This window comes from Rugamonas rubra, assembly GCF_900114705.1.
GTDB lineage: Bacteria > Pseudomonadota > Gammaproteobacteria > Burkholderiales > Burkholderiaceae_D > Rugamonas > Rugamonas rubra.
In genome coordinates this window covers 145965-170879 of record NZ_FOTW01000020.1, presented here as the reverse complement: position 1 = coordinate 170879, position 24915 = coordinate 145965, and the positions used below count along the sequence as shown (strand labels likewise).

The following is a 24915-nucleotide window of genomic DNA, read 5'->3' as shown; positions in this document are numbered from 1 at the left end:
AGCCAATCGACCTGCATCTTCAGCCGCCCAATCTCGCCATACAGCTTGTCTTCCGGGCTGCTTTCATCGACTGGCTTGGGACCACGCTTGGCATCAAACAAGGCTGCCGCGTTGTCCAGGATTTCCTTCTTCCATTGGCCAACCAGGACTGGATGTACGCCGTACTCCTGCGCGATCTCCGTCACCGTCTTCACCCCGCGCACCGCCTCAAGGCCCACCTTGCCCTTGAACTCCGCCGTGTGCACTCGCCGCTTTTTACCTTCACTCATTTGCTGTCATCCTTTCACGGACCACAGCTTAAACCATCGTCTCAAATTCGGGATCCACTATAGAACTCATGCGTGAGTTCATGCGTGACTTCGTCAAACGACAGCAGCAAGAAGCGGTCGAATATGATGTCCAATTTCGCCAAGCGGTACAAGCCGGCATCGATGAGGCAAATGCCGGCGATGTACTACTGGCGGAAGAAGTGGAAGCGGAAGCCGCCGTTTGGCGTGCGGACGTGCAGCGAAAATTTAGCGCCGGCTAGCTGTGAACCGGCATCACCGAGGAAGAGCGGCATTTACTCGTCAGTTGGATTAGTTCCGGCGCGCCCGTGACGGAAGCGGTGACATAATGCGGACTCTGCCCCCCCCCTTCGCAGCCGAGCTTTGGCTCCCATCCCGGCCGGGGCCGACGGTTGACACACGCACGGCAGAGGATAAACTAACGTAAGTCAATCTAGTCGAGGCACTTCATGCAGACCTTCAACATCCACGAAGCCAAGATACATCTTTCTCGCCTTGTTGAAGAAGCGGCCAAGGGCGAGTCATTCATCATCTCCAAGGCTGGAAAACCATTGGTGAAGGTAAGCGCATTGGACGCACCTGTCGTCGTGCAACCGCGCCGCCGCCTCGGCTTCCTCAATGGAGAAATCTCCGTCCCAGACGATTTCGATCGTATGGGAGACCAGGAAATCGAACGGCTATTCGGCGGGTGACAAGTGAAGTTGCTACTGGATACACATGTTCTACTGTGGACGGCAGGGCCAGCCAACAAGTTATCCGCTGTCGCCCGCGCTCTGCTGGATGATCCTCAAAACGAGCTACTATTCAGTCCGGCAAGCCTGTGGGAAATCGCCATCAAACATGGACTCGGCCGCAGCGACTTCCGCATAGACCCTCGCATCCTGCGTCGAGGACTGCTTGACAATGGGTATGATGAATTGCCGATTACTAGCGAGCATGCCGTTGCCATCGATGGCCTTCCGCCGATTCACAAAGACCCTTTTGATCGCATCCTCGTCGCGCAAGCAATTGTTGAGGGCATTACATTGATTACCGCTGACCCATTGCTAGCGCGGTATCCAGGCCCGATAAAAAGGGTCTAAGCTAAAATGAACAAGGAGCTACGCTGACGCCTCCATCAGCGCAATCCCGCATCCAGCAGCGGCGCCAAGCGCTCCATCGACAGATCGATCTGCCCGTGCAGCGCCTGCACCGCGGCCGTCCCCAGCGCCTGCTCCAGCGCGGCCTGCGCCTTGCGCCAGGCGGCGCGCGCGGCACGCAGCTTGTCGCCGCCGGCCGCGCTGATGGTGACGATGCGCTGGCGCGGATCGGCGCCCGGCTGCAACGTCACCCAGCCCGCCTCCAGCAAGGGCTTGAGGTTGCGGCTCAGCGTGGTCCGCTCGACGCCCAGCAGCGCCGCCAGGCGCGTCACCGGAAGCGCCTCGTGCTTCACGTGCATCAATAGCGAATACTGCGTGGTCTTCAAGCCAGCCACGGCCAGATGCTGGTCGTACAGCCGCGTCACCATGCGCGTCAACTTGCGCAGTTCGAAACAGGTGCAGCCGCGCCATGCGACCAAGGGGGAAGTGTCTAGTTTGCTCATCAAAATAGGTGTAGATACACGTTAATCACGAAATGCATTATAGTGTACCCACACCCATTTCCACACTATTTGAAGGACACGACCATCATGGACGCAACAAAGGACGCATCGAAGGAAGCAAGCACACTGGACACCTGGCACGCCGAGGCGGCTGCGATGCAGGCGCGCATGGGCGAGCCGGGCGTGGCCTCTCGAGAGCAATTGCGCGAACGCAGCGGCTTGGAATTCCTCGGCGGCATAGGCAGCGGCGAGCTGCCGCCGGCGCCCATCGCCAAGCTGCTGGGCTTTCTGCCGATCAGCGTCGAGCACGGCCGCGCCGTGTTCCAGGGCACTCCAGGGCAGGAACACTACAACCCCAGCGGCTCGGTGCATGGCGGCTACGCCGCCACGCTGCTCGACACGGCGGTCGGCTGCGCGATCCACACCACCCTGCCCGCCGGCAAGGGCTACACCACGCTGGAATTGAAGGTCAACTACATCCGTGGCATGAGCGACCAGACCGGGCCGGTGCGCGCCGAGGGCAAGGTGGTCAGCGTCGGCGGCCAGGTCGCCGTCGCCGAGGGCCGCATCACCGACGCCAACGGCAAGCTGTACGCCTTCGCCACCACCACCTGCCTGATCTTCCCGATCTAGCGCTCCAGCCTAGCTTTCCAGCTTCACCGAGGGCCGCGTGTTGATGAAGATTTACGCTCTGGCAATTCATCTGCAAGTCTCCACCCGCTTTGCTCAATTCGAGTCGCAAGGCTACAGAGATTTGGCAAGATGTGAATGCATACCAGATCGCTTGATCCCCCCGGCTCTCCCACCTACAATGAACTCGATAAAATTCACTTGGAGTGAGGCGAAACGAAAGCGCAATCTAAGCGACCATGGTCTCGATTTTGCGGACGTCGAACGGGTATTCGCTGGCTCTACATTTACTTTCCGAGATGATCGTTTCCCTTAAGCCGAGCAACGCATTATCACGCTCGGATTTTTGGCGGGCATTGTGGTTTCAATTGCACATACGGAGACAGAAGATGAAATCCACCCCATTTCATTCAGAAAAGCCACCCGACGGGAAGTTGACATCCTCGTCAAGTACATCCAAAACTGACTTCGTGCGACTGAAAAAAATGGTCGACGAAGAGATCAAGCTCACCGCCGAACATCCAGAAGCGGACCCTGGCCACATCGTCGGTGGCGTCGTTCGGCGCGGCGTATCCAAGCGCTGACCGGCTCGGCATGCCCCCCCTTATCAAACAGGTGCTGGGCGCAACCGCCGCAGTAACCGCCGCCCGACTTAATAGCGAGGCAATGTTGCGCTAGAATAGGATTTCGCCGCCGGCCCTGTGCGCCGCCGGCCTTTCCTGGTACTGGCACCCTATGCAAAAAATCGACTTCCCCGCCCTGTCGCAACTGGCCGCCGCTTCGGCCAAGGTGACGGCCAAATGCAGCTGCAGCACGGTCGCGCTGGCCGCCTGGCAGAAGCTGCCGACCTCGCTGGAGCTGGACCGCTTCGAGGAAGTCGGCACGCTGGTCGACGATCCCTACGACGAGCCGACCTTCGTCGAATACCACCCGCAGGGCACGCGCTACGACAGCGACAACGCGCCCATCGCGCCGCGCTACTATCCGTGCAACCGCAGCCAGGTGGCGCGCTGCCTCAACTGCGGCCGCCACTTCCTGCGCTACAACGAGGCCGGCGGCTACTTCACCGAATTGCGCATCCGCGCCCTGCGGCCCGAACTGCTGGTCGACGCCGCCCTGTAGCGCCGGACCCATGCGACCACCACGAGTGTCCACGTCCAAGCGAAGTGCCTTAGCTGCCCGGCATATCGGTTTCTTATTGCTGATGCCAGCGATATCAATATTCTTGTCCGGCTGCGCCTCGTCCAATCGGATCGATTTAAGATCAAGTAATCTGCATGAAACATTAAAAATTCTTGCAGAGCGACACCATGTTTGCGGTGTGGCGGTCGCAGTCATCAAGAACCGAAAGCTTGATTCCATTGAATCCGCGACCGGTTGTTCACCTGCCCCGACGCTGAATTCAGACAGCATTTTCCAAGCGGCTTCGCTTAGCAAGCCGGTCTTTGCCTATGCGGTTCTGCAGCTGGTAGCGCAAGGAAAATTGGAGCTTGACGTGCCGCTAGTGAAGTATTTACCGCAAGGCTACCGGCACCGATTCTATCCTTTGAAAGCGGAGCCTTCCGATCTGGTGACCGACCCTCGACTTCAGGCAATTACCGTCCGCATGGTTCTGAACCATACGTCAGGATTACCGAATTGGGCCTCCGGACCACTGAATTTCGACTCGACTCCGGGTACAAAATGGGAGTATTCAGGGGAAGGCTACGTACTGCTGCAACGGGCGGTGGAGGCCGTCACCAATCAGCCGCTGGACCAGTTCATGAGCTCGCAGGTATTCAAGCCCTTGACCATGAACCACAGTGGCTACGTGTGGAACGAAGGAATCGCGCAACACCTTCTGCCTGGGGCCAAAGCGAACGGAACGCCGAGGGCGGCAATGGATTTGAGAAGCCCGATTGCCGCTTTTTCCCTCTACACCAGCGCGGCGGATTATGGAAGATTTCTCGTCGAGGTGCTCAACGACGACGCGGTGATCAAGCAGATAAGCGGCTCACCCGTCACTGTTGATCCAAGCCTGGGCCTCAGTTGGGGATTGGGCTGGGGAATCGAGCGCGATCAAGATACTCGCTATATTTGGCAATGGGGCAATAACACTGGTTATCGTGCGTTCGTCATTGCCTCCATTCAAACGGGCGACGGCTTTGTGATGCTGACCAACAGTGAAAATGGATTGGAACTGGCGGAACCGATGACACAAAAAATCCTACCGGGCGAACACAAGCTTTTTCAGTCTTCCATACTGGGTACGGACATTGTGAATTTGCTATGCAACACATTGCACCTGTGCCTTTAGCTTACTCCCTGTTGCACAGCAAGCCCCTTGACATCCTCCCCGCCCTAAAGGACGGGGCTTGCCGCGCGCTTGGTCAACCCTTGCCAACGAAACACCCGCCCTATGCAGCCCATTGTCGTCACCAGCAAGCTCAACGTGCGTGCCGAAACACTCTGGGGCGAGCAGTCCATCGCCACCGTCAACTACGAGCTCGGCCCGTGGCTACGGATGACCGCGCCGCCCGCCTGGCGCCACCTGAAACTGCGCGACTTCGGCGGCGCCGGCCCCTACTTCAAGAGTTGGATATTGCTGCTCGGCCTGTTCCCCGTCGACCGCCACGCCTTCGGCACGCTGACGCTGGGCGGCGAGCGGCGCTTCGTCGAGGCCTCCTCGTCCTGGGTCAACCGGGCCTGGCGCCACGAACGCGCCGTCCGGGCCGTCGATGGCGGTTGCGAAGTGGTCGACACGGTCTGCATGCTGCCGCGCCTGCCCCTCGTCGGCGCCCTGCTGCGGCCGCTCTACCTGTTCGTCTTCCGCCACCGCCACGCCAGGCTGAAGCGGCGCCACGGCGCGCTGGACGACTAGCCGGCCAGCGCAGCGGCAGCGGCAGCGGCAGCGGCAGCGGCAGCGGCAGGCCAAGTGTTGCGCCCGGCCGCATATTCCGCGCAAAAATGATCTGCCGCACAAACGCGCGGTGACGTCGGCGCGGCGCACTCCTAGACTGGAACAAACAGCCCAGCCCGCCCATCGTGGCGGCGCCGGCCGTCCAGCCAAGCCGTCCACACCACCGGCGCCCAACAGGAGAAAGCCATGTCACTCGCACGGATCACGACCACCTTGCTGCTGAGCGCGCCGCTGTTGGCCTCTGCCACCAGCACCTTCGGTTCGCTGGCCAACTTCGATGTCGTCAACGACACGGGGCAAACCGCGCGCGGCTTCCAGATCGACCTCGAAGGAATAGACAAGAGCCAGATCATCGACGTGTTCGGCCTGAACCGCAACTTCGGCACCCCGTCGCCGGGCGACGTCGAACGCTACGGCATTCCGACCGTCACCGACCTGCTCAGCGGCGGCGCCGTGGTCGGCGCCAGAATCACCTACCAGGCCAGCTACGTCGGCGGCGCCTGGAGCACCGGCACCTCCTCGGGCACCTTCGCCACGCCGGGCGAGAGTTGCTGGAGCTTCGGCAACGTCAACTATCCGAACGTGCCCTGCGACCATTTCGGCGTGAGCACGCTGGGTTCGCCCACCCGCACCACCTACAGTTGGCTGGTGGAGGGTGGCGCGCCGGGCGAGTTGACGCCGACCAACGTGGCCATCCCGCCCGTGGTGTTCACGCCGCCGCCGGGCCAGGCGCAGGCGCCGGTGGTGGCGGTGATCGCCGCCCAACAGGTCAACCCCGTGGTCAAGCAGGACAACGCCTTCTGGGTCAAGATCGTCCAGACCAGCCTGCCCGACAACGTCGACCTGAACGAGTTGATGGGCGGCCACCATGCCTTCGAAAACCCCGCAGTGGCGGCCCTGCACGACAAGGCCGAGACGGAAATCGAATGGCAGGTGTTGCAGCCGGGCTTTGTCGACGAGGTCAGCAAGTCGATCGACCTGGCCGGCAATCCCGCGCTGGCGGTGCGTTTTGAATTCTACAAGTACAAGGGCCGTTTCGACGACGAGGGTTTGGTCGATCCGCTGTCTTCTCAAACGCCACACGGCAACACGCTCAACGAATGGGTCGGCGACTACGTGGGCGAACAGATCGGTGGCTTCAACGCGCTGCAGCCGGTACCCGAGCCGTCCAGCTACGCCATGCTGCTGGCCGGTGTGGCGCTGCTGAGCGGCTGGCGCCGGCGCCAACCGCGCTAACCCCTTGCGGCAAAACGAGCTTGGCGGTTCCGACAATCCGGCGCACAATCAGCTTACGGATTAATCGGGAGACAAGCATGACGAATATGCCACTGGCGGTCTGGACCGGCGCCGCGCTGCTGCTGTGCGCCAGCACACTAGTGCACGCCACGCCGCCGCCGCCGGGCGCCGTCGGCGAGCAGTTGCAGGTGGACAGCGGCGACGGCAAGGTGTTGGTGCGCATTACGCTGCATAACCACAGCGCCCGTCCGGTGTACGTGCAAAAGTCGCTGGCCAGCGCCACCGAGCTGACCGGCCGCCTGTTCGACATCGTCGACACCGCCAGTGGCAAGTCGGTCGACTACATCGGCATGATGATCAAGCGCGGCCCGCTGACGGCCAGGGACTACCTGGCACTGGCGCCGCACAGCGGCCTGAGCCACAGCATCGACATCAGCCACAGCTACGCCTTCGCCGCCGGCCCCCACCGCTACCGCCTGAGCCACGCCGGGGAATACCTGGCCGACCTGGCGGCGCTCGAGGCCGCCAGTCCCATCGCCCCCGCCAGCACCGAGTTCAACTACACCGCGCCGGCCGCGCGGGAATAGGAAAAGCCGGCTGGGCGAACCGAGCCGGCTTTTCCTTGCCACGCTAAGCGCCTACGGCAGCGACGGCGTGTTCTCGCCGAAGTACTCGTGCGAGTCGGCGTTGTCGACCGCCTTGCTCGGATTGCTGGTCGCCAGGCTGGCGGCGGCCGACTGGCCGTAGGCCCAGTCGTCGGTGCCGGCGACGACGGTGAAGTGGCTCATCTCATGCACCAGCGTGCCGCCCTTCGAGTCGGTGCCGCTGGTCGGCGCCGGCCAGAAGGCGTTGCAGACGTAGATCTTGTACGGCTGGCTCGGGTAGACGTAGGCGTAGGCGCTGTCGGTGCAACCGCAGTCGACCACCAGCGGCTTGTTGGCGAAGGCGTCCTTGATGGCCGTGAAGTGCGACTTGACGGTGGCGTAGCGGCTGGCGTTGTTGGCGCCGAACCACTTGGTGTAGCGCGTGCCGACGGTGCCGGCGTTCAGATAGCTGCTGCCGTTGGCGGCCATGCTCTTGGCGGCGGTCAGCGCCGAGGTGATCTGGCTCTGCCGCGAGGCGCTGCAATTGGCGAAGCTCAGGCTGCCGGCCAGTTGCTCGCGCATGGACTCCAGCAAGCGCGACGCCTGCGGCTCGGCGCCGCGCGGCAGCACACCCTCCACCCACAGGCTGGCCGTATCGGAATCGATCTCGCCGATCTCGCTGGCCGGGGCCACCTCGGCGTCGAGCGCGACACGGCCCCCGCTGCCGCCGGCCTCGTTGAACAGGTTGAGCGAGGCGGTGTGGTAGCGCACCGCGTAGTCGCCGGTGACGCTGAAGTCGTACAGCGCGCTCAGCTCGACGCGCTGGCTCAACGAGGCGCCGGCCGGCAGCATGTCGTATTCGCCCGGGCGCGGATTGCGGCGTTTGAAGTGCTTGCCCAGGTAGGCCACCTTGACGCCGTCGCGGGTCACGTCGAACAGCGGCTCGCTGATGTCGGCCGACGGCAAATGGTATTTCAGAATGTACTGCGGCTTGGACGAGGTGTTGGTGATGGTGACGTTGACGACCACGTCGTCGCTGGAACCAAGAGCACTCTTTTCCGGCGTAATGGTCGCCGTCACGCCATTCGACCCGGCCTGCGCGCCGAAACAGGCCGCGATGGCCACGACCGAAACGCCAAGCTTCAACATCTGCTGCACATTCATACTCGCCTCCGTGAAAGTGGTGGATGCCGCACCGTCACCGCGCACGTCCTGCAACTGTCCCGCCGCGCCGCGCGATACGACTTTTGGATTGATGGGTCGGGCGTGCGAACAATGCCATTTGCACAAGCGAACCCATTGAGCAATGGTTATCCAATCATGCAACCATGTAAAGAAAATACCTTGGCGAGTAAAAACTATTTATATTAATTGTTAACATTTCCCTACAAAATAATTTCCATTTACACCACGAAACTAGCAGGAAATAAGTGGCGAAATGCACGGAAAAGCCTAGCCACGCGGGGACGGCGGCGCCACCGCCCGGCCGGCAACGGCGTTTTACTGCACCACGACAACGCCACTGTCCTATCGGCAATACCGTTCTGCGCTCCGCCAGACAAGCCGGCTTCTTACCGGCCCTGGCCTTGACTTCGCCGACGGCCGCCGCTGTCATCAGCGTTTCACAATTGCCCTGTAACTTGCTACCCGCATGCAAGCCGCCGCCCGCGCGACGTCCGCGCCCGGCCAGACCGCCCACCAAGGCGCGCTCCGGCCCCGGCGGCCCTCCCCTCGATGCAAAAAAAATCCGCCGGCGGCATGGCGGATCGCCGCCGCTCGCTCGTCTAGATCGGTAGGCGGCATGGTCGGCCGGGCTGAAACGGCTGGGAGCGATTGCACACGACCAGCGAAAGAGTGAGAAACCTGTGCCAAAATATGACCTGGATGAGTGGTTCGTCAGCGCGGTGCTGCCGCTCGAACCGGCCCTGATGCGCTACCTGCGCCGCAACTGTCGCATCGCCAGCGAGGCGGCCGACCTGCGACAAGACATCTACGTGCGCGTCTACGAGGCCGCCGCGCGCGAGTTGCCGCGCTCTGCCAGCGCCTTCGTCTTCGCCACCGCGCGCCACCTGCTGATCGACCGGGCACGGCGCGAAAAGGTGGTGTCGATCGAGGCGGTGGCCGACATGGCGACGCTCGATTTCGCCGTCGACGAGCTCAGTCCCGAGCGCCATGTCAGCGCCCGCAGCGAGCTGCGCCAGCTAGAAGGGGCGCTGCAGGAGCTGCCGCCACGCTGCCGCGAGGTGGTGCAGCTAAGAAGAATCAACGGCCTGTCGCAGCGCGAGGTGGCGCAGGCGATGGGTATTACCGAGGACACCGTGGAGAAACAGCTATCGAAGGGGCTACGCGCCATCGCCACCGCGCTGCTGGGCGACGGCCTGGGCGCGCTCGCCGCCACACTGGGGAACAAATGCCGCAAGCGCCTGAAGTCCGCTTGAGCTCCCACGCCGAGATCGAGGCGCGCGCCGCCGACTGGATCGCGGCGCGCGACGGCGCGCGCTGGGACGCCGCCCAACAGGACGCGCTCGACACCTGGCTGGGCGCCGCCACCGCGCACCGCGTCGCCTACCTGCGCCTGGACGCCGTCTGGCGCGACACCGCGCGCCTGCGCGCCATGGCGCCACAGCCGCAAGCGCAAGCGCAACAGCAGCAGCTAGTGCCGCCGCCGGCCGTGCGGCCGCTGCGCCCGCCGAGCCAAGCCTGGCGCCTGGCCGCCGGCCTGCTGCTGGCGCTCGGCCTGGCCGGCGGCGCCGCCGTCTGGCGCGGCGCCGCGCCCGAGGTCAGCTACACGGTGGCGCACGGCGCGCGGCAGAACGTGCGCCTGGCCGACGGCTCGCAGCTGGTGCTCAACACCGACACGCGGCTGCGCAGCCGCGTCGACGCGCGCCAGCGCACCGTCTGGCTCGACCGTGGCGAAGCCTACTTCGACATCGCCCACGACCCGGCCCATCCCTTCGTGATCGAGGCCGGCACGCAGCGCATCACCGTGCTGGGCACCCGCTTCTCGGTGCGGCGCGACAAGGACCTGGTGCGCGTCGAGGTGGTCGGCGGCCGCGTCAAGGTCGAGACGGTGGGCGCGGCGCGGCCGCGCGACGGTGCCGCCACCGTGCTGGGACAAAACGAGCTGGTGGTGGCCGACGCCGAGCACGTGCTGGTCGGCCGCAAGAGCGCCGAGCAGATCGCCCGCGACCTGAGCTGGCGCCAGGGCCGCCTGGTGCTCGACCAGATGACGCTGGGCCAGGCCGCCGAGGCCTTCAACCGCTACAACCACAAGCGCCTGCGCATCGTCGACCAGGCCACGGCCGAGCTGCGCATCGGCGGCAGCTTCGAGGTCGGCAACGTCGAGGCCTTCGCCCGCCTGCTGCAGCAGGGCTTCGGCCTGACCGTGCGCGACGGGCACGACGAGATCCTGGTCTCGCGCTGAACTATTTTCCGCGCCGGCATGGCGGATCGGCTTGCGCCGCACGTCTTCATCCATAAGCAGCAATCAAGCTGCGGACGGAGTGGACATGAAATCATCAGGATGGGGTAGCAACACGGCACTGGCGCTGCTGTGCGGAATGAGCGTCAGCGTCGCGGCCCAGGCCCAGACGCAGGCCTACGACATCGCCGCCGGCGATCTGAAAACGGCGCTCGACAGCTTCGTCGCCCGCTCGGGCGTGCAGCTAATCTACAAACTCGACGACGTCGCCGGCCGGCGCAGCCACGGCGTCAAGGCGCAGCTGCCGGCCGAGGCGGCGCTCGCCGCGCTGCTCGGCGGCAGCGGCCTGCAACTGCGCCGCGAGGCCGGCAACGCCTTCGTCATTTTTCCCGTCGCCGCCCCGGCAGCAGCAGCAACAGCAGCAACGGCGGCCGACGACACCGCCCTGGCGACGGTGATGGTGACCGCGCAGAAGCGCCCGCAAACCCTGCTCGAGGTGCCCTCGGCGGTGCTCAGCATGAGCGGTGAACGGCTGCGCGAGCTGGGCGTCAACGACTTCGTCGCGCTGTCGCAGTACACCCCCGGCCTGGTGGCGTCGAACCAGCTGGTCGGCGGCCGCACCGTGCAGACCTTCACCATCCGTGGCATCGGCAACGACGACTTCCGCCCCAACGGCAGCCCGTCGGCGGCGGTGCACTTCGACGGCGTCTATATGGGCTCCTCGGCGCTGATCGGCGGCCAGATGTTCGACGTCGCCCGGGTCGAGGTGCTCAAAGGGCCGCAGGGCACCCTGTACGGCCGCAACACCACGGCCGGCGCCATCAACGTCATCTCGCGCAAGCCGGGCCGGGCCACCGAGGGCCAGGCCAGCCTGACCGTCGGCGACTACGGCAACGTGCGCAGCGAGGCGGCCGTCGGCACCCCGCTCGACGAGCACTGGTCGGTGCGCCTGGCCGGCGTCTACGACCGCAGCGACGGCTACCAGACCAACCTCGGCCCGGGCGCCTACGGCGGCGTCAGCGCCGCGCCGGCCATCGCCAAGAACGCCGCGCCGGCGGCCGACGCCAAGTCGGCCGCCAGCGCCTTCTCGGCGGCGCGCGCGCTGATCGCCTTCAAGCCGGTGGACGGCAGCAGCCTGCTGCTCAACCTGCACGGCTTCCACGAGTCGGGCGGCGCCCAGCTGCCGGAACGCACCCTGGCCTCGGGCAAGTTCGCCCCCAACGCGCCCTACACGGTCGACTCCAACATCACGCCGGCGCTGCGCAAGGACAGCCACGGCGCCTCGCTGACGCTGGACCAGGAGCTGCCCGGCGAGCTGCTGCTGTCGCTGCTGACCGGCTACGAGCACCTGCAGCAGAGCTACCGCTGGAACGACGGCCAGCCGATCCGCTACTTCGACATCGACTACGCCGACCGGGTCGACCAGCGCCTGCTCGAGGCGCGCCTGCGCAACCTCGACGGCGCCGAACGTGGCCTCGACTGGGTGCTCGGCGCGATGCTCTTCCACGACAGCGTCGACATGCGCAGCGCGCTCGACTCGTCGGACTACCTGCGCACCGTCTACGCCACCGACTACCGGCAAAGCCGCGACAGCCAGGCCCTGTTCGGCGACCTGAGCAAAACCATCGGCCAGTACTGGAGCGTCGGCCTGGGCCTGCGCTACACCACCGAGCGCAGCGGCTTCGCCGGCAGCTCGCTCGACCTGAACCCCTACGCCACCTCGCTCAACCGGCTGGCCTTCCCCAAGGTGCCGGTCCACTTCGACGAGCACTTCCGCGACGGCCGCTGGTCCGGCAAGGGCACGCTGAGCTACCGGGCCACCCCGGCCACCATGCTGTACGCCTCCTTCGGCCAGGGCTTCAAGGCCGGCGGCTTCGACGGCTCCACCATCACCTCGCGCGAGGAGGCGCTGCCGTTCCAATCGGAGACGGTGCGCGCCTACGAGGGCGGCGTCAAATACCTGCCCAACGGCCCGCTGCAGGTCGACGCCTCGCTGTTCTACTACGACTACCGCGACATGCAGGCCAGCAGCGTGCGCAACATCGCCAACGTGCCCACCGGCGTGCGCACCAACGTCGCCAAGGCCAGCATCGTCGGCGCCGAACTGAACGTGGTGGCCCGCCCCATGCGCGGCCTCGACCTGGTGCTCGGCCTGTCGACGCTGCGCAGCAGCATCGCCGACGTCGCCTCCGACGACCCGCTGGAACGCGCCCGCCGGCTGCGCAGCAAGCTGCCCAACACGCCCGCCTACACCGCCTCGGCGACCGTGCGCTACCAGCGTCCGGTCGGCGCCGGCACCGTGCTGGTGTCGAGCCTGAGCGGGCGCTGGATCGACAAGTACTACGGCGAGCTGGACAACTTCCAGGCGATCGGCGGCGACTTCGTCGGCGACGCCCGCCTCGAACTGCGCTTCGGCAGCCGCTGGTCGCTGGCCGGCTGGGTCAAGAACCTCACCGACAGCCGCCGCTACAGCGGCGTCGGCACCGTCACCGCCACCACCGCCCCGCTGCTGCGCGCCGCCCCGCGCACCGTCGGCCTGACCACCACTGCGAGCTTCTGACCATGCGCCACGATCGACGTCAATTCCTCGGTGCCGGCCTCGCGCTGGGCATCGCCACACCGGGCCGCGCCGCCGCGCCCGGCGCCACCCCGTTCCGCCACGGCGTCGCCAGCGGCGACCCGCACGCCGACGGCCTGCTGCTGTGGACCCGCGTCTCCGACGCGCCGCCCGGCCAGCCCGTCAACGGCCGCTGGCAGCTGGCCGCCAGCGCCGACTTCGCCAGTCCGCTGGCCGAGGGCGGCTTCAGCACCGACGCCGCGCGCGACTACACCGTCAAGGTCGAAGTCGACGGGCTGCGCCCCGGCACCGACTACTTCTACCGCTTCACGGCGCTGGGCCGGCATTCGCCGGTGGGCCGCGCGCGCACGCTGCCGCAGGGCGCGCTGGCCGAACTCAACATCGCGCTGTGCTGCTGCGCCGTCTACTTCCGCGGCTACTTCCACGCCTACGCCGAAATGGCCGCCATGGCCCGGCTCGACGTCGTGCTGTTCCTCGGCGACTACATCTACGAATACGGCCTGAAGAACCTGACGCGCGAACAGCTGGTGCACCTGCCCGACCCGGCGCACGACACCGTCACGCTGGACGACTACCGGCGCCGCTACGCGCAGACCCGCTCCGATCCGTCGCTGCAGGCGGCGCACGCGCGCGCGCCGTGGATCTGCATGTGGGACGACCACGAGCTGGCCAACGACGACTGGAGCGGCGGCGCGCAGAACCACGTGAGCGAGCGCGACGGCCCGTGGGAGGCGCGCAAGGCGGTCGCCGTGCAGGCCTACCTGGAGTGGATGCCGATCCGCGACCCGGCGCCGCAGCTGCGCCGCTACGACGTCGAACGCAGCTTCGCCTTCGGCCAGCTGGCCACCCTGATCCTGCCGGAGACCCGCCTCAAGGCGCGCGACCGGCAACTGAGCCTGACGCGCGACATCGAGTGGCGCCTGCTCGACGTCAGCGACCCGGCGCACCCCGTGCCGGTCAGCGATCCGGCCCTGCTGGCGCTGGCGCCGGCGGCGCTGCCGGCGCACATCAAGCGCGTGCCCGACGCCGCCGCGCTGCGCCGCAAGCTCGACGCGCCGCAGCGCCGCATGCTCGGCGAGGAGCAGATGCGCTGGGTCGAGGGCGAGATGCGCGGCTCGGTCAAGGCCGGCCGCCCCTGGGTGCTGTTCGCCAGCGAGACGGTGATGGCCAGCACCGTCTGTCCCGACCTGACGCCGTGGGTGCGCGCGCCCGGCCGCAAGACGCGGCCCAGCACCCTGCCCGGCCTGGCGGCGATGCTCAACGCCCTGTACGAACTGAGCCGCTTCAAGATGCCGATGGTCGGCCTCGATTCATGGGACGGCTACGGCGCCGAGCGCAAACGGCTCTACGAGATGATCGAACGCACCGGCGCGCGCACGGTGGTGCTGTCGGGCGACAGCCACATGGCCTGGGCCAACGAGCTGCACCACCAGCAGCGCCGCGTCGCCGTCGAGGTGTCGTCGAGCACCCTGACCGGCCCCACCTTCGCCGAGCTGATCCAGGTGGAGGACGTGCCCTTCGGCCGCCTGCTCGCCGAGCAGAGCCCCGACGTGCACTGGTGCGACGCACAGGCGATCGGCTTCATCCACGTCAGGATCACGCCGGCCGCCGTGCAGGCCAACTTCATCAACGTCGACGCGCCGGCCGCGCCACGGCCGGGCTGCAGCGTGGTCAAGCGCATCGAGGCGAAGGCCGAGAGCGGCGGCGTCGGCCCCTGGCGCGAATTGGGCGAGCCGGGCGAACCGGGCGAGCCAGTCCAGCCGGTCGCGCCGGCGCGCGGCTAGGCGCCGCAGCAACTGCCGCACGCCGGCCGGCGGCAGCGCCTCCGGCCGGGCGCCACCCGGGCGCCGGCCGCGCGAGCGGCACGGCGCCAGATCACCGCCGCCCCGTCCGCGCATGTCGCGGCCGGGGCGGCGCTATTCCTTCCTAAGCGCGCAGCAGCAGCGCCACCGCCTCGGCGGCGATCCCCTCTTCCCGCCCCAGATACCCCAGCTTCTCGTTGGTCTTGGCCTTGATGTTGACTTGGCCGGCGGCCACGCCCAGATCCTCGGCGACGTTGGCGCACATGGCGGCGATGTGCGGCGCCATCTTCGGCCGCTGCGCGATGATGGTGGCGTCGATGTTGCCGACCACGTAGCCGGTGGCCTGCACGCGGCGCGCCGCCTCGCGCAACAGGGTGCGCGAATCAGCGCCCTTGAACTGCGCGTCGGTGTCCGGGAAGTGCTTGCCGATGTCGCCCAGCGCGGCGGCGCCGAGGATGGCGTCGGTGATGGCGTGCAGCAGCACGTCGGCGTCGGAGTGGCCCAGCAGGCCGAGGTGGTGTGGAATGGTCACGCCGCCGATGATCAGCTTGCGGCCCTCCACCAGCGCGTGGCAGTCGTAGCCCTGGCCGATGCGGAACGGTAGTGCGGGAAGTGTGGCAGTCGTCATGGGGTCGTCTCGTACTCGGTTGTGTGGGTCATTGCGGCGCGGCCAGGTACATCTCGGCGATGCGGATGTCGGCCGGCAGCGTCACCTTCAGGTTGCGCGGATGGCCTTCCACCAGGCGCGGCGACAGGCCCAGCGCCTCGACGGCGCTGGCGTCGTCGGTGATGGCCTTGGCGTCGGTGGCGGCGCCCAGCGCGCGCGCCAGCAGCGCGTAGCTGAACATCTGCGGCGTCTGCGCCAGCCACAGGCCGTCGCGCGGCACGGTCGCCACGTTCGCCGCGCCCTCCCCGCCCGCGCCGGCCGCTGTGTAGCGCTTGACCGTGTCGACCACCGGCAGCGCCAGCAGGCCGCCGGCCGGATCGTCGGCCACGCCGGCGATCAGCTTGGCGATCAGCGCCGGCGTCAGGCCGGGCCGCGCCGCGTCGTGTACCAGCACCATGTCGTTCTCGCCGACCTGGCCTTGCAGCGCGCGCAGCGCGTTCAGCACCGAGTCCATGCGGGTGGCGCCGCCGCAGCGCAGCGCCGTCACGCCGGCCGGCGGCAGCACGGCGGCGATCTGGCCGTCCTCCGGGCTGACCACCACGTAGGTGTGGGCGATCAAGGGGCTGGCCAGGAAGGCGTCGAGGGCGTGCCGCAGCATCGGCTTGCCGCCCACCGTCAGATATTGTTTGGGGCCGTCGGCCGCCATGCGCGCACCGACGCCGGCCGCCGGAATCAGGGCGAAATAGCGTGGTGGCTGGCTAGTTTGTGTCATGTGCTTCTCGCTTCGGGTGTGAATTATTTGATGCGCCGTCCGCGCAGCACCATGTCCTGGACTTCGCCGTTGCATACCTTGCTCAGGCGCGCGTATTCCTCCGGCGTGTCGATCAACGCCTGGTCCGCCTCGACCTTCTGCATCTCGGCCTTGATGAAGGGCAGCCAGCCGCTGTCGATCTCGTGCTCCAGCGCCGACATCGCCGTGCCCGCCGGCGCGTACAGCGGCTTGGCCTCGAAGCGCTTGGCCAGCGCCTCGCGCACCACCAGCTCCACCTTGGGCAGATGGCCCATGTAGGCCTGCAGGTGGCGCAGCTCGTGGTTCAACACCTCCTGGTACATGCAGGTGCCCGGCTCGAACTCGCGGCCGACGTAGATCACCACCGGCACGTAGTACAGGCTGACCTTGATCTGCGGCGCGACGCACTCGTAGCCGCTGACCGGGTCCTGCAGGATCGGCCCGCTCAGGCCGATCTTCACCTTCGACTCGGTGCGGGTGATGCCCAGCACCACGCTGTTGCCGCGCGCCGAGCCCTTCATCACCGTCAGCGAGCGGTAGGACAGGTGGTTGTCGATGGTGTAGCCGTTCTGCTGCGCCGACAGGACCGAAACGGTCTTGCTGATCGAATCCTCGCAGCGGATCTGGAACGGCGTGCGCGCGCCGACTCCCGGCACGGCGGCGTTGGCTTGCGCCGCAGCGGCGGCCGGCGCGGCCATGGCATCGGCGCCGATGGCCAAGGCCAAGGTCCAGCCCAAGGCCAGGCTGCGCGCCAAGGCCAAAGCCAGGGCCGGCGCGCGCCGCCCGGCAGGCGTGACTGCGCCCGTCCGCGCCTGGGCGGAGTACGGCGCAGCCTGTGCCGGCCGGACGGACATGGATTATTCCAGTTTCCAGGCTCCCGACCGGAGCTTGTCCAGCCAGAAAATGCCGATGACGGTTTTGACGTCGGTGATTTTTCCCTCGCGCACCCACTGCAGCAGCTCGTCGATGGTCGCGGTGAAGGTTTCCAGGAACTCGCCCTCGTCCAGCCTGGCCTTGCCGGCCGATAGGCCGCGCGCCAGGTACAGCTCGAGGTGCTCGTCGGAATAGGCGATGGCGTTGTGGATGGTGCTGACGAACTGCCAGTCGGTGGCCGAGTAGCCGGTCTCCTCCTCCAGCTCGCGCTTGGCGCAGGCCAGCGGGTCCTCGCCCTGGTCGATTTTACCGGCCGGGAATTCGATGAAGACTTGATGCAGGGGATAGCGGTATTGGCGTTCCATCAGCACCGTGCCGTCGTCGAGCAGTGGCAGGATGACGACGGCGCCCGGGTGCAGGACGTACTCGCGGGCGGTGTGTTTGCCGTCTGGCAGCGCGATGGTGTCGCGCTGCACTTTGAGGAAATGGCCGTTGTAGACCAGTTCACCGTCGATACGGGTTTCTTTCAGATGCTTGTCCATGCACACTCCGTTGGGGAAGAACGATAGTGTATCAGCCGTGATGCTTGCGCAGGTAGCGGACAACAAATCCGGGGAAAGCCAAGACGATGAACAGGCAGCCGGTGATGGCGTAGAACTCCCAGGTCTGCGGGAAGGCGTTGCCGATGCGCGCCTCGAGGGCGAAGCCGGCCGCGCCGACGACCAGATACAGCACGAACATCTCCAACAGGCGGACGAACAGCGGCTTGCGCCGCCCCGCCACGCGCCGGTCGCCGGCGGCCGATTTGAACGGCAGCATGGCGAACAGGCGGTCGTTGACGAACGGCAGGTTGGCGGCCGCCATGGCAAGCGCGATCACCAACCAGCTAGACGAAGAAGCGTCCATCTCAGGAGTTCAAGGTCTTGCGCATCGCGTCCAGGCAGACGTTCAGCAGCGAGCCCGGCAGCATGCCCATCACCACCACGCCGATGGCGTTCAGGCTCAGGACGATGCTCATGTCGGTGTTGACGACGATCGGCGAGTTGTCGGTCGGCTCGTCGAACCACATCATCTTGACCACGCGCAGGTAGTAGAACGCGCCGATCAGCGAGAACATCACCGCGACCAGGGTCAGCCAGATCTGGCCGGTGCCCAGCACCGCGTTCAGCACGGAGAACTTGGCGGCGAAGCCCATCATCGGCGGCACGCCGGCCAGCGAGAACATCAGGATCGACATGACCACGGCGAACCATGGCGAACGCTTGCTCAGGCCCTTGAAGTCGGCCAGTTCTTCCGCCTCGAAACCGGCGCGGGCCAGCAGCATGATCACGCCGAAGCTGCCCAGCGTGGTCATGACGTAGGTGATGGCGTAGTACATCGCGGCGCTGTAGGCGCCGGCGGCACCGCTCGAATTGGTGCCGACCACGCCGGCCAGCAGGCCGAGCAGGACGAAGCCCATTTGTGCGATGGTCGAGTAGGCCAGCATGCGCTTGATGTTGGTCTGTGCGATCGCCGTCAGGTTGCCCACGGCCAGCGACATCACGGCCAGCACCATCAGCATCTGTTGCCAGTCGATTGCCAGCGGCAGCAGACCTTCCACCAGCAGGCGGATGCAGATGGCGAAGGTGGCCAGCTTGGGCGCGCCGCCCAGCAGCAGGGTCACCGCCGTTGGCGAACCTTGGTAGACGTCCGGCACCCACATGTGGAACGGCACGGCGCCCAGTTTGAAGGCCAGGCCGGCGACCAGGAAGACGATGCCGAACACCAGGATGGTCGGTTTGACGGTGCCGCTGGCGGCGGCCTTGGCGACCAGGGTCAGGTCCAGCGTGCCGGTGGCGCCGTACAGCATCGAGATGCCGTACAACAGGAAGCCGGAAGCCATCGCGCCCAGGATGAAGTACTTCATCGCCGCCTCGGTGGCCTTGACGTTGTCGCGGCGCAGGGCGACCAGCGCGTACAGCGCCAGCGACATCAGTTCCACGCCCAGGTAGATGGTGAGGAAGTTGTTAGCCGAGATCATCACCATCTGGCCCAGCATGGAGAACAGGGCCAGCACGTAGAACTCGCCGCCCAGGTTGTCCGACAACATGCCACGGTCGGTGGCGTAGGTGCGCGAGTAGACCAGGGTGATGGCCACGGCCAGGTAGGTGAACAACTTGAGCAGGTTCGACATCGGGTCCGAGACGAACATGTTCGAGAAGGTGTACACGGTGGTGCCGGCGTTGAAGTCGGCCAGGCTGAACCAGGCGCACACGCCCAAGGTCAGCAGCGACATTACGTACGTGATCGAACGCTTGCCCTCGGACAGGAACATATCGATCAGCAGGATCGCCGAGGCGGCGACCAGCAGAAAGACTTCTGCGTAGAGCGGGATCATGTTGGTGGTATTCATGTATGCGTTTCCGTTTTCTTCTTAAGGCAGCTTGGTCTGGGCGACGTGCGCGAGCAGGTCGGCGACCGAGGTTTGCATCGTGTCGGTGAACGGCGCCGGGTACAGACCCATGGCCAGCACCGCCAGCGCCAGAACGCCCAGCATCAGGAATTCGCGTGCGTTGATGTCCTTCAGTTCCGCCACATGGTGGTTGGCGACCTTGCCGAAGATGACGCGCTTGGCCATCCACAGCGAATAGGCGGCGCCGAAGATCAGCGCGGTGGCGGCCAGCATGCCGATCCAGAAGTTGAACTGGACGGCGCCGAGGATCACCATGAACTCGCCGACGAAGCCGGAGGTCGCTGGCAGGCCGCAGTTGGCCATCGAGAAGAAGATGAACAGGGCGGCGAACTTCGGCATGCGGTTGACCACGCCGCCGTAGTCGGCGATTTGACGCGAGTGGGCCTGGTCGTACAGCACGCCGATGCACAGGAACATGGCGGCGGAGATGAAGCCGTGCGAGATCATTTGCACGATGCCGCCCTGCACTGCCATCTCGTTGAAGACGAAGAAGCCCAGCGTGACGAAGCCCATGTGGGCGATCGACGAGTAGGCCACCAGTTTTTTCATGTCCTTCTGGACCAGCGCGACCAGACCGATGTAGATCACGGCGATCAGCGACAGGGCGATGATGAAGTTGGCCAGGTAGTGCGCCGCGTCAGGGGTGATCGGCAGCGAGAAACGCAGGAAGCCGTAGGCGCCCAGCTTCAGCATGATGGCGGCCAGCACGGCCGAGCCGCCGGTAGGCGCCTCGACGTGGACGTCGGGCAGCCAGGTGTGCACCGGGAACATCGGCACCTTGACGGCGAAGGCCATCAGGAAGGCCAGGAAGATGAAGATCTGCTCTTTCATCGTCAGCTTGAAGGCGTGCCATGCCAGGATGTCGAAGGTGCCCGAGACGTTGTACAGGTAGACCAGCGCAACCAGCGTCAGCAGCGAGCCGAAGAAGGTGTAGAGGAAGAACTTGAACGAGGCGTACACGCGGTTCTCGCCGCCCCACACGCCGATGATGATGAACATCGGGATCAGGGTCGCTTCGAAGAAGAAGTAGAACAGCAGGCCGTCCATGGCGGCGAACACGCCGATCATCAGACCGGACAGCACCAGGAAGGCGCCCATGTACTGCGCCACGCGCTTCTGGATCACCTGCCAGGCCGAGATCACCACGATGATGGTGATGAAGGCGGTCAGCGGAATGAACCACAGCGACAGGCCGTCGATGCCCAGCGAGTAGAGGATGTTGAAGCGGCCGATCCACGGCGTCTTCTCGACGAACTGCATGCCGTGGGCGGCGTTGTCGAAGTTGGTGATCAGCGGGATGGTGGTCAGGAAGCTGACCACCGCGCCGACCAGCGAGCCGACGCGCACCAGGCCGGCGTTGCTGTCCCGGCCCAGCACCAGCACCAGGAGCCCGAACAGGACCGGAACCCAGATCGCCAGGCTCAGGTAGGGAGGGAGTGTAGAAATTGACTGCATCATGGTTATCGTTATCTCTTTGCGTGTCAGCTAATTAGGCGTGCCAAAACGGCAGGAAGTAGACCAGGAACCCCAGAATGCCGAGGATCATGACGAACGCGTAGTGGTAGATATAGCCGGTCTGCGCGAGACGCGTCAGTGCCGAGAACCACGCCACTACCTTGGCGCTGCCGTTGACCACCAGACCGTCGATCAGGGTCTTGTCGCCGACATTCCACAGGCCGTTGCCGAGGGCGCGCGCGCCGCCGGCGAACACCAGCTCGTTGAACTTGTCGAGGTAGTACTTGTTGTCGAGCAGCGTGTGGACCGCGCGGAACTTGGCGTAGAACCAGGCCGGCACGCGTTGGTTGACCATGTAGCAGTAGTAGGCCGAAGCGACGCCGGCGAAGGCCAGGGCCAGCGGCAGCGAGGTCAGCGAGTGCAGCGCCATCGCCAGCGGACCGTGGTATTCCTCGGCCAGCTTTTCCACCGCCTGGTGGTGTTCGCTGACGAAGATCACGCCCTTGAAGAACTTGCCGAACAGCATAGGACCGATGGTCAGGTAGCCGATGACGACCGAAGGAATCGCCAGCATCACCAGCGGGAACCAGACGACGAACGGCGACTCGTGCGGCTTCTGGCCCGGGGCCAGGCCGTGGTGCTCTTCCTCGTGCTCGTCGTCGTGGCCATGGTCGTCGTGACCGTGGGCGTCGTGGCCGTGCGCATCCTTGGCGGCATGGGCGTCCTTGGCCGGCGCGTGGTGCGCGGCGTGGGCATCGTGGCCGTGGGCCTTGCCGAAGCGCTCTTCACCGTGGAACACCAGGAAGTACATGCGGAACGAGTAGAAGGCGGTGACGAACACACCGGCCAGCACGGCGAAGTTGGCGAAGCCGGCACCCCAGATGTGGGTTTCGGCGACCGCTTCGATGATGCTGTCCTTCGAGTAGAAGCCGGAGAAGAACGGCGTACCGATCAAAGCCAGCGAACCCAGCAGCGAGGTGATCCAGGTGATCGGCATGTATTTGCGCAGGCCGCCCATGTTGCGGATGTCCTGGTCGTGGTGCATGCCGATGATGACCGAACCGGCGCCAAGGAACAGCAGCGCTTTGAAGAAGGCGTGGGTCATCAGGTGGAACACGGCGATCGAGTAGGCCGACGAGCCCAGCGCGACGGTCATGTAGCCCAGTTGCGACAGGGTCGAGTAGGCGACCACGCGCTTGATGTCGTTTTGGATGATGCCGAGGAAGCCCATGAACAGCGCGGTGATCGAACCGATCACCAGCACGAAGGACAGCGCGGTGTCGGACAGTTCGAACAGCGGCGACATGCGGGTGACCATGAAGATACCGGCGGTAACCATCGTCGCGGCGTGGATCAGCGCGGAGATCGGGGTCGGACCTTCCATCGAGTCGGGCAGCCAGACGTGCAGCGGGAACTGGGCCGACTTACCCATCGCGCCGATGAACAGGCAGATACAGGCGACGGTCAGCAGCATCCAGTCGGTGCCCGGCAGGGTCAAGGTGGCCAGTTGCTCGCGCTTGGCGAACACTTCCTGGTAGTCCATCGAACCGGCGTAGGCCAGCAGCAGACCGATGCCCAGGATGAAGCCGAAGTCGCCGACGCGGTTGACCAGGAAGGCCTTCATGTTGGCGACGATCGCCGTCGGCCGGGTGTACCAGAAGCCGATCAGCAGATACGAGACCAGACCCACCGCTTCCCAGCCGAAGAACAGCTGCAGGAAGTTGTTGGCCATGACCAGCATCAGCATCGAGAAGGTGAACAGCGAGATGTAGGCGAAGAAGCGGTTGTAGCCTTCGTCGTCCTTCATGTAGCCGATGGTGTAGATGTGCACCATCAGCGAGACGAAGGTCACCACGCACATCATCATCGCCGACAAGGCGTCGATCTGGAAGCCGACCGACATCTTGAGGGTGCCGACCGTCATCCAGTTGTACAGGGTGCCGTTGAAGCTGGCGCCGTCGAGCACGTCCATCAGCGTCATCGCCGACAGAACGAAGGCGACCAGCACGCCGAGGATCGTCGCGGTGTGCGACGTCTTGCGACCGACCAGGTTGCCGAAGAACTTAGTGCCTAGCAAGCCCGCGATCGCAGCGCCGAGCAGCGGCGCCAGAGGGACGGCAAGTAGGAGGTTAGGGTTGAGAGTTTGCCCCGCCATGATGAACCTTAATCGTTATTATTCGAGGTTGAAACTTAGCCTTTGAGGCTGTCCAGGTCTTCCACATTGATGGTGTCCAGATTACGGAACATCACCACCAAGATCGCGAGGCCGATCGCCGATTCGGCGGCGGCCACGGTCAGGATAAAGAAGACGAAGATCTGCCCGGCCGCGTCGCCCAGGTAATGCGAGAACGCGATGAAATTCATGTTCACCGCCAACAGCATCAACTCGATGGCCATCAGCAGAACGATGATGTTCTTGCGGTTCAGGAAAATACCGACGATGGCGATGGCGAACAAAATGGCGCCAAGAACCAGGTAGTGAGCGAGCGATAAAGTCATGGTGCCTCCTTGTTTGCCGCGTCCGCGGCGGCCGCGGCGGCCAGGCCGGCGGCGTTGCGGGTCGATACCGCGTCGATCTTGACGATGCGCAGGCGGTCGTTGCGCTTGACCCGGACCGCGTCGGCCGGATCGAAATGCTTGGTGTCCTTGCGCTTGCGCAGCGTCAGCGCGACGGCGGCGATGATCGCCACCAGCAGCACGGCGGCGGCGATTTCAAACGCGTAGACGTATTGGGTGTAGATCAGCATGCCCAGTTCCTTGGTGCCGCCGATGTTGCCGGCGGCCGGGGCCTGCTGGTCGTAGGACAGGAAACCGCGCCACAGCACGGCGGCCATCTCGAGCACGATGACCACGCCGACGAAGCTGGCGACCGGCAAATAGCCCCAGAAGCCTTCGCGCATCTTGTCGGTGTTGATGTCCAACATCATGACGACGAACAGGAACAGCACCATGACGGCGCCGACATACACCAGGACCAGCACGATGGCGAGGAACTCGGCCATCAGCAGCATCCAGATTCCGGCCGCCGAGAAGAACGCCAGCACCAGGAACAGTGCGGCGTGGATCGGATTGCGGGCCGTGATAACGCGGGTCGCGGCCAACAGCATGACGGCGGCGAATGCGTAGAACAAAGCAGTTTTAAATTCCATAACAAACCCAAGAGACGTACAGATTAACGATCGTCGCCGCCGCAAACTTCGCGGCGGCGCCAGAGTGGCGATCAGCGGTAGGGAGCGTCCGCCGCGCGGTTGGCGGCGATGTCGTTTTCGTAACGGTCGCCCACTGCCAGCAGCATCTCTTTCGTGTAATACAGATCGCCGCGTTTCTCGCCGTGGTATTCCAGCACGTGGGTTTCGACGATCGAGTCGACCGGGCAGGATTCTTCGCAGAAGCCGCAGAAGATGCACTTGGTCAGATCGATGTCATAGCGGGTGGTACGGCGCGAACCGTCGTCGCGCTGTTCCGATTCGATCGTGATGGCCATCGCCGGGCACACCGCCTCGCACAGTTTGCAGGCGATGCAGCGCTCTTCCCCGTTGGGGTAGCGGCGCAGCGCGTGCAGACCGCGGAAGCGCGGCGATTGCGGCGTTTTCTCTTCCGGGTATTGCACCGTGATTTTGCGCGAGAACATGTACTTGCCCGTCAGCGCCATCCCTTTGATCAATTCGGTCAGCATGAAGCTGCCGAAGAAGTCTTTAATTCGTTCCATTGTCTTCTCT

Annotated in this window: 28 protein-coding genes; 14 read left to right on the top strand and 14 right to left on the bottom strand. The window is 65.1% G+C overall.

All coding sequences use genetic code 11. From position 1 onward, the window contains the following. On the bottom strand, nucleotides 1-269 hold a 269-nt coding region (locus BM252_RS20835), incomplete at its 3' end, for a transposase (RefSeq protein WP_139236437.1). 80 nt (nucleotides 270-349) lie between these two features. On the opposite strand from BM252_RS20835, the gene BM252_RS20830 reads away from it, so the two are divergent. The 3 genes from BM252_RS20830 to BM252_RS20820 all read left to right on the top strand — a co-directional run bounded on the left by BM252_RS20830 (nucleotide 350) and on the right by BM252_RS20820 (nucleotide 1369). After that, complete coding sequence (locus tag BM252_RS20830) at nucleotides 350-529, top strand: hypothetical protein (protein WP_174900603.1); 180 nt, start codon at nucleotides 350-352, stop codon at nucleotides 527-529. Nucleotides 530-736: 207 nt separating this feature from the next. Continuing rightward, nucleotides 737-979: a type II toxin-antitoxin system Phd/YefM family antitoxin gene (locus BM252_RS20825; RefSeq protein WP_093389590.1), complete on the top strand. Its 243-nt coding sequence runs from the start codon at nucleotides 737-739 to the stop codon at nucleotides 977-979. 3 nt (nucleotides 980-982) lie between these two features. Further along, on the top strand, nucleotides 983-1369 hold the full coding sequence (locus tag BM252_RS20820; protein ID WP_093389589.1) for a type II toxin-antitoxin system VapC family toxin: 387 nt from the start codon (nucleotides 983-985) through the stop codon (nucleotides 1367-1369). A gap of 35 nt (nucleotides 1370-1404) precedes the next feature. Here BM252_RS20820 and BM252_RS20815 read toward each other — a convergent pair whose 3' ends face one another. After that, entirely contained in the window at nucleotides 1405-1869 is a 465-nt protein-coding gene (locus BM252_RS20815; protein ID WP_245774361.1) for a MarR family winged helix-turn-helix transcriptional regulator, read from the bottom strand. Nucleotides 1870-1956: 87 nt separating this feature from the next. Between BM252_RS20815 and BM252_RS20810 the strand changes: the two genes are divergently transcribed. From BM252_RS20810 to BM252_RS20780, 7 genes are all read left to right on the top strand, one after another. Next, nucleotides 1957-2502 carry a PaaI family thioesterase gene (locus BM252_RS20810; RefSeq protein WP_093389602.1) on the top strand — a complete coding sequence of 182 codons (546 nt, stop codon included), beginning with the start codon at nucleotides 1957-1959 and terminating at the stop codon, nucleotides 2500-2502. Nucleotides 2503-2888: 386 nt separating this feature from the next. Next, the gene (locus BM252_RS31780; RefSeq protein ID WP_174900598.1) at nucleotides 2889-3083 is read left to right on the top strand and encodes a hypothetical protein; all 195 of its coding nucleotides are present in this window, start codon (nucleotides 2889-2891) and stop codon (nucleotides 3081-3083) included. A gap of 151 nt (nucleotides 3084-3234) precedes the next feature. Next, entirely contained in the window at nucleotides 3235-3621 is a 387-nt protein-coding gene (locus BM252_RS20800) for a hypothetical protein (RefSeq protein WP_093389588.1), read from the top strand. 25 nt (nucleotides 3622-3646) lie between these two features. Beyond that, nucleotides 3647-4795 carry a serine hydrolase domain-containing protein gene (locus BM252_RS20795; RefSeq protein ID WP_217429937.1) on the top strand — a complete coding sequence of 383 codons (1149 nt, stop codon included), beginning with the start codon at nucleotides 3647-3649 and terminating at the stop codon, nucleotides 4793-4795. Between the two features lie 102 nt (nucleotides 4796-4897). Continuing rightward, entirely contained in the window at nucleotides 4898-5359 is a 462-nt protein-coding gene (locus BM252_RS20790) for an SRPBCC family protein (RefSeq protein WP_093389586.1), read from the top strand. A gap of 225 nt (nucleotides 5360-5584) precedes the next feature. Beyond that, nucleotides 5585-6634, top strand: a complete 1050-nt coding sequence (locus BM252_RS20785; RefSeq protein ID WP_093389585.1) for a PEP-CTERM sorting domain-containing protein — start codon at nucleotides 5585-5587, stop codon at nucleotides 6632-6634. A gap of 77 nt (nucleotides 6635-6711) precedes the next feature. Next, nucleotides 6712-7221 (top strand): hypothetical protein, encoded by a 510-nt coding sequence (locus tag BM252_RS20780; RefSeq protein ID WP_139236645.1) that lies wholly within the window; start codon nucleotides 6712-6714, stop codon nucleotides 7219-7221. Between the two features lie 51 nt (nucleotides 7222-7272). Here the strand turns inward: BM252_RS20780 and BM252_RS20775 are convergent, their stop codons facing one another. Continuing rightward, entirely contained in the window at nucleotides 7273-8298 is a 1026-nt protein-coding gene (locus BM252_RS20775) for a M35 family metalloendopeptidase (protein WP_245774360.1), read from the bottom strand. 785 nt (nucleotides 8299-9083) lie between these two features. On the opposite strand from BM252_RS20775, the gene BM252_RS20770 reads away from it, so the two are divergent. The 4 genes from BM252_RS20770 to BM252_RS20755 all read left to right on the top strand — a co-directional run bounded on the left by BM252_RS20770 (nucleotide 9084) and on the right by BM252_RS20755 (nucleotide 15001). Next, nucleotides 9084-9656, top strand: a complete 573-nt coding sequence (locus BM252_RS20770) for an RNA polymerase sigma factor (RefSeq protein ID WP_245774359.1) — start codon at nucleotides 9084-9086, stop codon at nucleotides 9654-9656. After that, the gene (locus tag BM252_RS20765; protein ID WP_139236643.1) at nucleotides 9653-10642 is read left to right on the top strand and encodes a FecR family protein; all 990 of its coding nucleotides are present in this window, start codon (nucleotides 9653-9655) and stop codon (nucleotides 10640-10642) included. The genes BM252_RS20770 and BM252_RS20765 overlap by 4 nt, the downstream gene beginning before the upstream one ends. A gap of 85 nt (nucleotides 10643-10727) precedes the next feature. Next, the gene (locus BM252_RS20760) at nucleotides 10728-13199 is read left to right on the top strand and encodes a TonB-dependent receptor (RefSeq protein ID WP_093389581.1); all 2472 of its coding nucleotides are present in this window, start codon (nucleotides 10728-10730) and stop codon (nucleotides 13197-13199) included. A 2-nt stretch (nucleotides 13200-13201) separates the two neighbouring features. Next, nucleotides 13202-15001 (top strand): alkaline phosphatase D family protein, encoded by a 1800-nt coding sequence (locus tag BM252_RS20755; RefSeq protein ID WP_093389580.1) that lies wholly within the window; start codon nucleotides 13202-13204, stop codon nucleotides 14999-15001. A 142-nt stretch (nucleotides 15002-15143) separates the two neighbouring features. On the opposite strand, the gene ispF is transcribed toward BM252_RS20755, so the two are convergent. From ispF to nuoI, 11 genes are all read right to left on the bottom strand, one after another. After that, a complete protein-coding gene (ispF, locus tag BM252_RS20750) occupies nucleotides 15144-15647 on the bottom strand; it encodes a 2-C-methyl-D-erythritol 2,4-cyclodiphosphate synthase (RefSeq protein WP_093389579.1) in 504 nt (167 codons plus the stop codon). A 28-nt stretch (nucleotides 15648-15675) separates the two neighbouring features. Beyond that, nucleotides 15676-16398, bottom strand: coding sequence for a 2-C-methyl-D-erythritol 4-phosphate cytidylyltransferase (gene ispD / locus BM252_RS20745; protein WP_093389578.1), 723 nt, complete (start codon nucleotides 16396-16398; stop codon nucleotides 15676-15678). Between the two features lie 23 nt (nucleotides 16399-16421). Continuing rightward, complete coding sequence (locus tag BM252_RS20740; protein WP_342742535.1) at nucleotides 16422-17270, bottom strand: hypothetical protein; 849 nt, start codon at nucleotides 17268-17270, stop codon at nucleotides 16422-16424. Nucleotides 17271-17273: 3 nt separating this feature from the next. Further along, the gene (locus BM252_RS20735; protein ID WP_093389577.1) at nucleotides 17274-17831 is read right to left on the bottom strand and encodes an NUDIX domain-containing protein; all 558 of its coding nucleotides are present in this window, start codon (nucleotides 17829-17831) and stop codon (nucleotides 17274-17276) included. A 31-nt stretch (nucleotides 17832-17862) separates the two neighbouring features. Beyond that, on the bottom strand, nucleotides 17863-18195 hold the full coding sequence (locus BM252_RS20730; protein ID WP_093389576.1) for a DUF2818 family protein: 333 nt from the start codon (nucleotides 18193-18195) through the stop codon (nucleotides 17863-17865). 1 nt (nucleotide 18196) lies between these two features. Further along, on the bottom strand, nucleotides 18197-19681 hold the full coding sequence (gene nuoN, locus BM252_RS20725) for an NADH-quinone oxidoreductase subunit NuoN (protein WP_093389575.1): 1485 nt from the start codon (nucleotides 19679-19681) through the stop codon (nucleotides 18197-18199). 21 nt (nucleotides 19682-19702) lie between these two features. After that, a complete protein-coding gene (locus BM252_RS20720) occupies nucleotides 19703-21199 on the bottom strand; it encodes an NADH-quinone oxidoreductase subunit M (RefSeq protein ID WP_093389574.1) in 1497 nt (498 codons plus the stop codon). Nucleotides 21200-21230: 31 nt separating this feature from the next. Next, a complete protein-coding gene (gene nuoL / locus BM252_RS20715) occupies nucleotides 21231-23351 on the bottom strand; it encodes an NADH-quinone oxidoreductase subunit L (protein WP_093389573.1) in 2121 nt (706 codons plus the stop codon). Between the two features lie 35 nt (nucleotides 23352-23386). Next, the gene (nuoK, locus tag BM252_RS20710) at nucleotides 23387-23695 is read right to left on the bottom strand and encodes an NADH-quinone oxidoreductase subunit NuoK (RefSeq protein WP_093389572.1); all 309 of its coding nucleotides are present in this window, start codon (nucleotides 23693-23695) and stop codon (nucleotides 23387-23389) included. Further along, on the bottom strand, nucleotides 23692-24345 hold the full coding sequence (locus tag BM252_RS20705; RefSeq protein WP_093389571.1) for an NADH-quinone oxidoreductase subunit J: 654 nt from the start codon (nucleotides 24343-24345) through the stop codon (nucleotides 23692-23694). The genes nuoK and BM252_RS20705 overlap by 4 nt, the downstream gene beginning before the upstream one ends. A gap of 71 nt (nucleotides 24346-24416) precedes the next feature. After that, nucleotides 24417-24905, bottom strand: a complete 489-nt coding sequence (gene nuoI, locus BM252_RS20700) for an NADH-quinone oxidoreductase subunit NuoI (protein WP_093389570.1) — start codon at nucleotides 24903-24905, stop codon at nucleotides 24417-24419. Nucleotides 24906-24915: the final 10 nt, after the last annotated feature.

Bases quoted from the DNA above. Each gene is read 5' to 3' on its own strand.
- ispD (WP_093389578.1), bottom strand. From the start codon at position 16,398: ATGACACAAACTAGCCAGCCACCACGCTATTTCGCCCTGATTCCGGCG.
- BM252_RS20785 (WP_093389585.1), top strand. From the start codon at position 5,585: ATGTCACTCGCACGGATCACGACCACCTTGCTGCTGAGCGCGCCGCTG.
- BM252_RS20830 (WP_174900603.1), top strand. From the start codon at position 350: ATGCGTGACTTCGTCAAACGACAGCAGCAAGAAGCGGTCGAATATGAT.
- nuoK (WP_093389572.1), bottom strand. From the start codon at position 23,695: ATGACTTTATCGCTCGCTCACTACCTGGTTCTTGGCGCCATTTTGTTC.
- nuoI (WP_093389570.1), bottom strand. From the start codon at position 24,905: ATGGAACGAATTAAAGACTTCTTCGGCAGCTTCATGCTGACCGAATTG.
- BM252_RS20815 (WP_245774361.1), bottom strand. From the start codon at position 1,869: ATGAGCAAACTAGACACTTCCCCCTTGGTCGCATGGCGCGGCTGCACC.
- ispF (WP_093389579.1), bottom strand. From the start codon at position 15,647: ATGACGACTGCCACACTTCCCGCACTACCGTTCCGCATCGGCCAGGGC.
- BM252_RS20755 (WP_093389580.1), top strand. From the start codon at position 13,202: ATGCGCCACGATCGACGTCAATTCCTCGGTGCCGGCCTCGCGCTGGGC.
- nuoN (WP_093389575.1), bottom strand. From the start codon at position 19,681: ATGAATACCACCAACATGATCCCGCTCTACGCAGAAGTCTTTCTGCTG.
- BM252_RS31780 (WP_174900598.1), top strand. From the start codon at position 2,889: ATGAAATCCACCCCATTTCATTCAGAAAAGCCACCCGACGGGAAGTTG.
- nuoL (WP_093389573.1), bottom strand. From the start codon at position 23,351: ATGGCGGGGCAAACTCTCAACCCTAACCTCCTACTTGCCGTCCCTCTG.
- BM252_RS20790 (WP_093389586.1), top strand. From the start codon at position 4,898: ATGCAGCCCATTGTCGTCACCAGCAAGCTCAACGTGCGTGCCGAAACA.
- BM252_RS20740 (WP_342742535.1), bottom strand. From the start codon at position 17,270: ATGTCCGTCCGGCCGGCACAGGCTGCGCCGTACTCCGCCCAGGCGCGG.
- BM252_RS20705 (WP_093389571.1), bottom strand. From the start codon at position 24,345: ATGGAATTTAAAACTGCTTTGTTCTACGCATTCGCCGCCGTCATGCTG.
- BM252_RS20720 (WP_093389574.1), bottom strand. From the start codon at position 21,199: ATGATGCAGTCAATTTCTACACTCCCTCCCTACCTGAGCCTGGCGATC.
- BM252_RS20730 (WP_093389576.1), bottom strand. From the start codon at position 18,195: ATGGACGCTTCTTCGTCTAGCTGGTTGGTGATCGCGCTTGCCATGGCG.
- BM252_RS20825 (WP_093389590.1), top strand. From the start codon at position 737: ATGCAGACCTTCAACATCCACGAAGCCAAGATACATCTTTCTCGCCTT.
- BM252_RS20760 (WP_093389581.1), top strand. From the start codon at position 10,728: ATGAAATCATCAGGATGGGGTAGCAACACGGCACTGGCGCTGCTGTGC.
- BM252_RS20810 (WP_093389602.1), top strand. From the start codon at position 1,957: ATGGACGCAACAAAGGACGCATCGAAGGAAGCAAGCACACTGGACACC.
- BM252_RS20780 (WP_139236645.1), top strand. From the start codon at position 6,712: ATGACGAATATGCCACTGGCGGTCTGGACCGGCGCCGCGCTGCTGCTG.
- BM252_RS20735 (WP_093389577.1), bottom strand. From the start codon at position 17,831: ATGGACAAGCATCTGAAAGAAACCCGTATCGACGGTGAACTGGTCTAC.
- BM252_RS20800 (WP_093389588.1), top strand. From the start codon at position 3,235: ATGCAAAAAATCGACTTCCCCGCCCTGTCGCAACTGGCCGCCGCTTCG.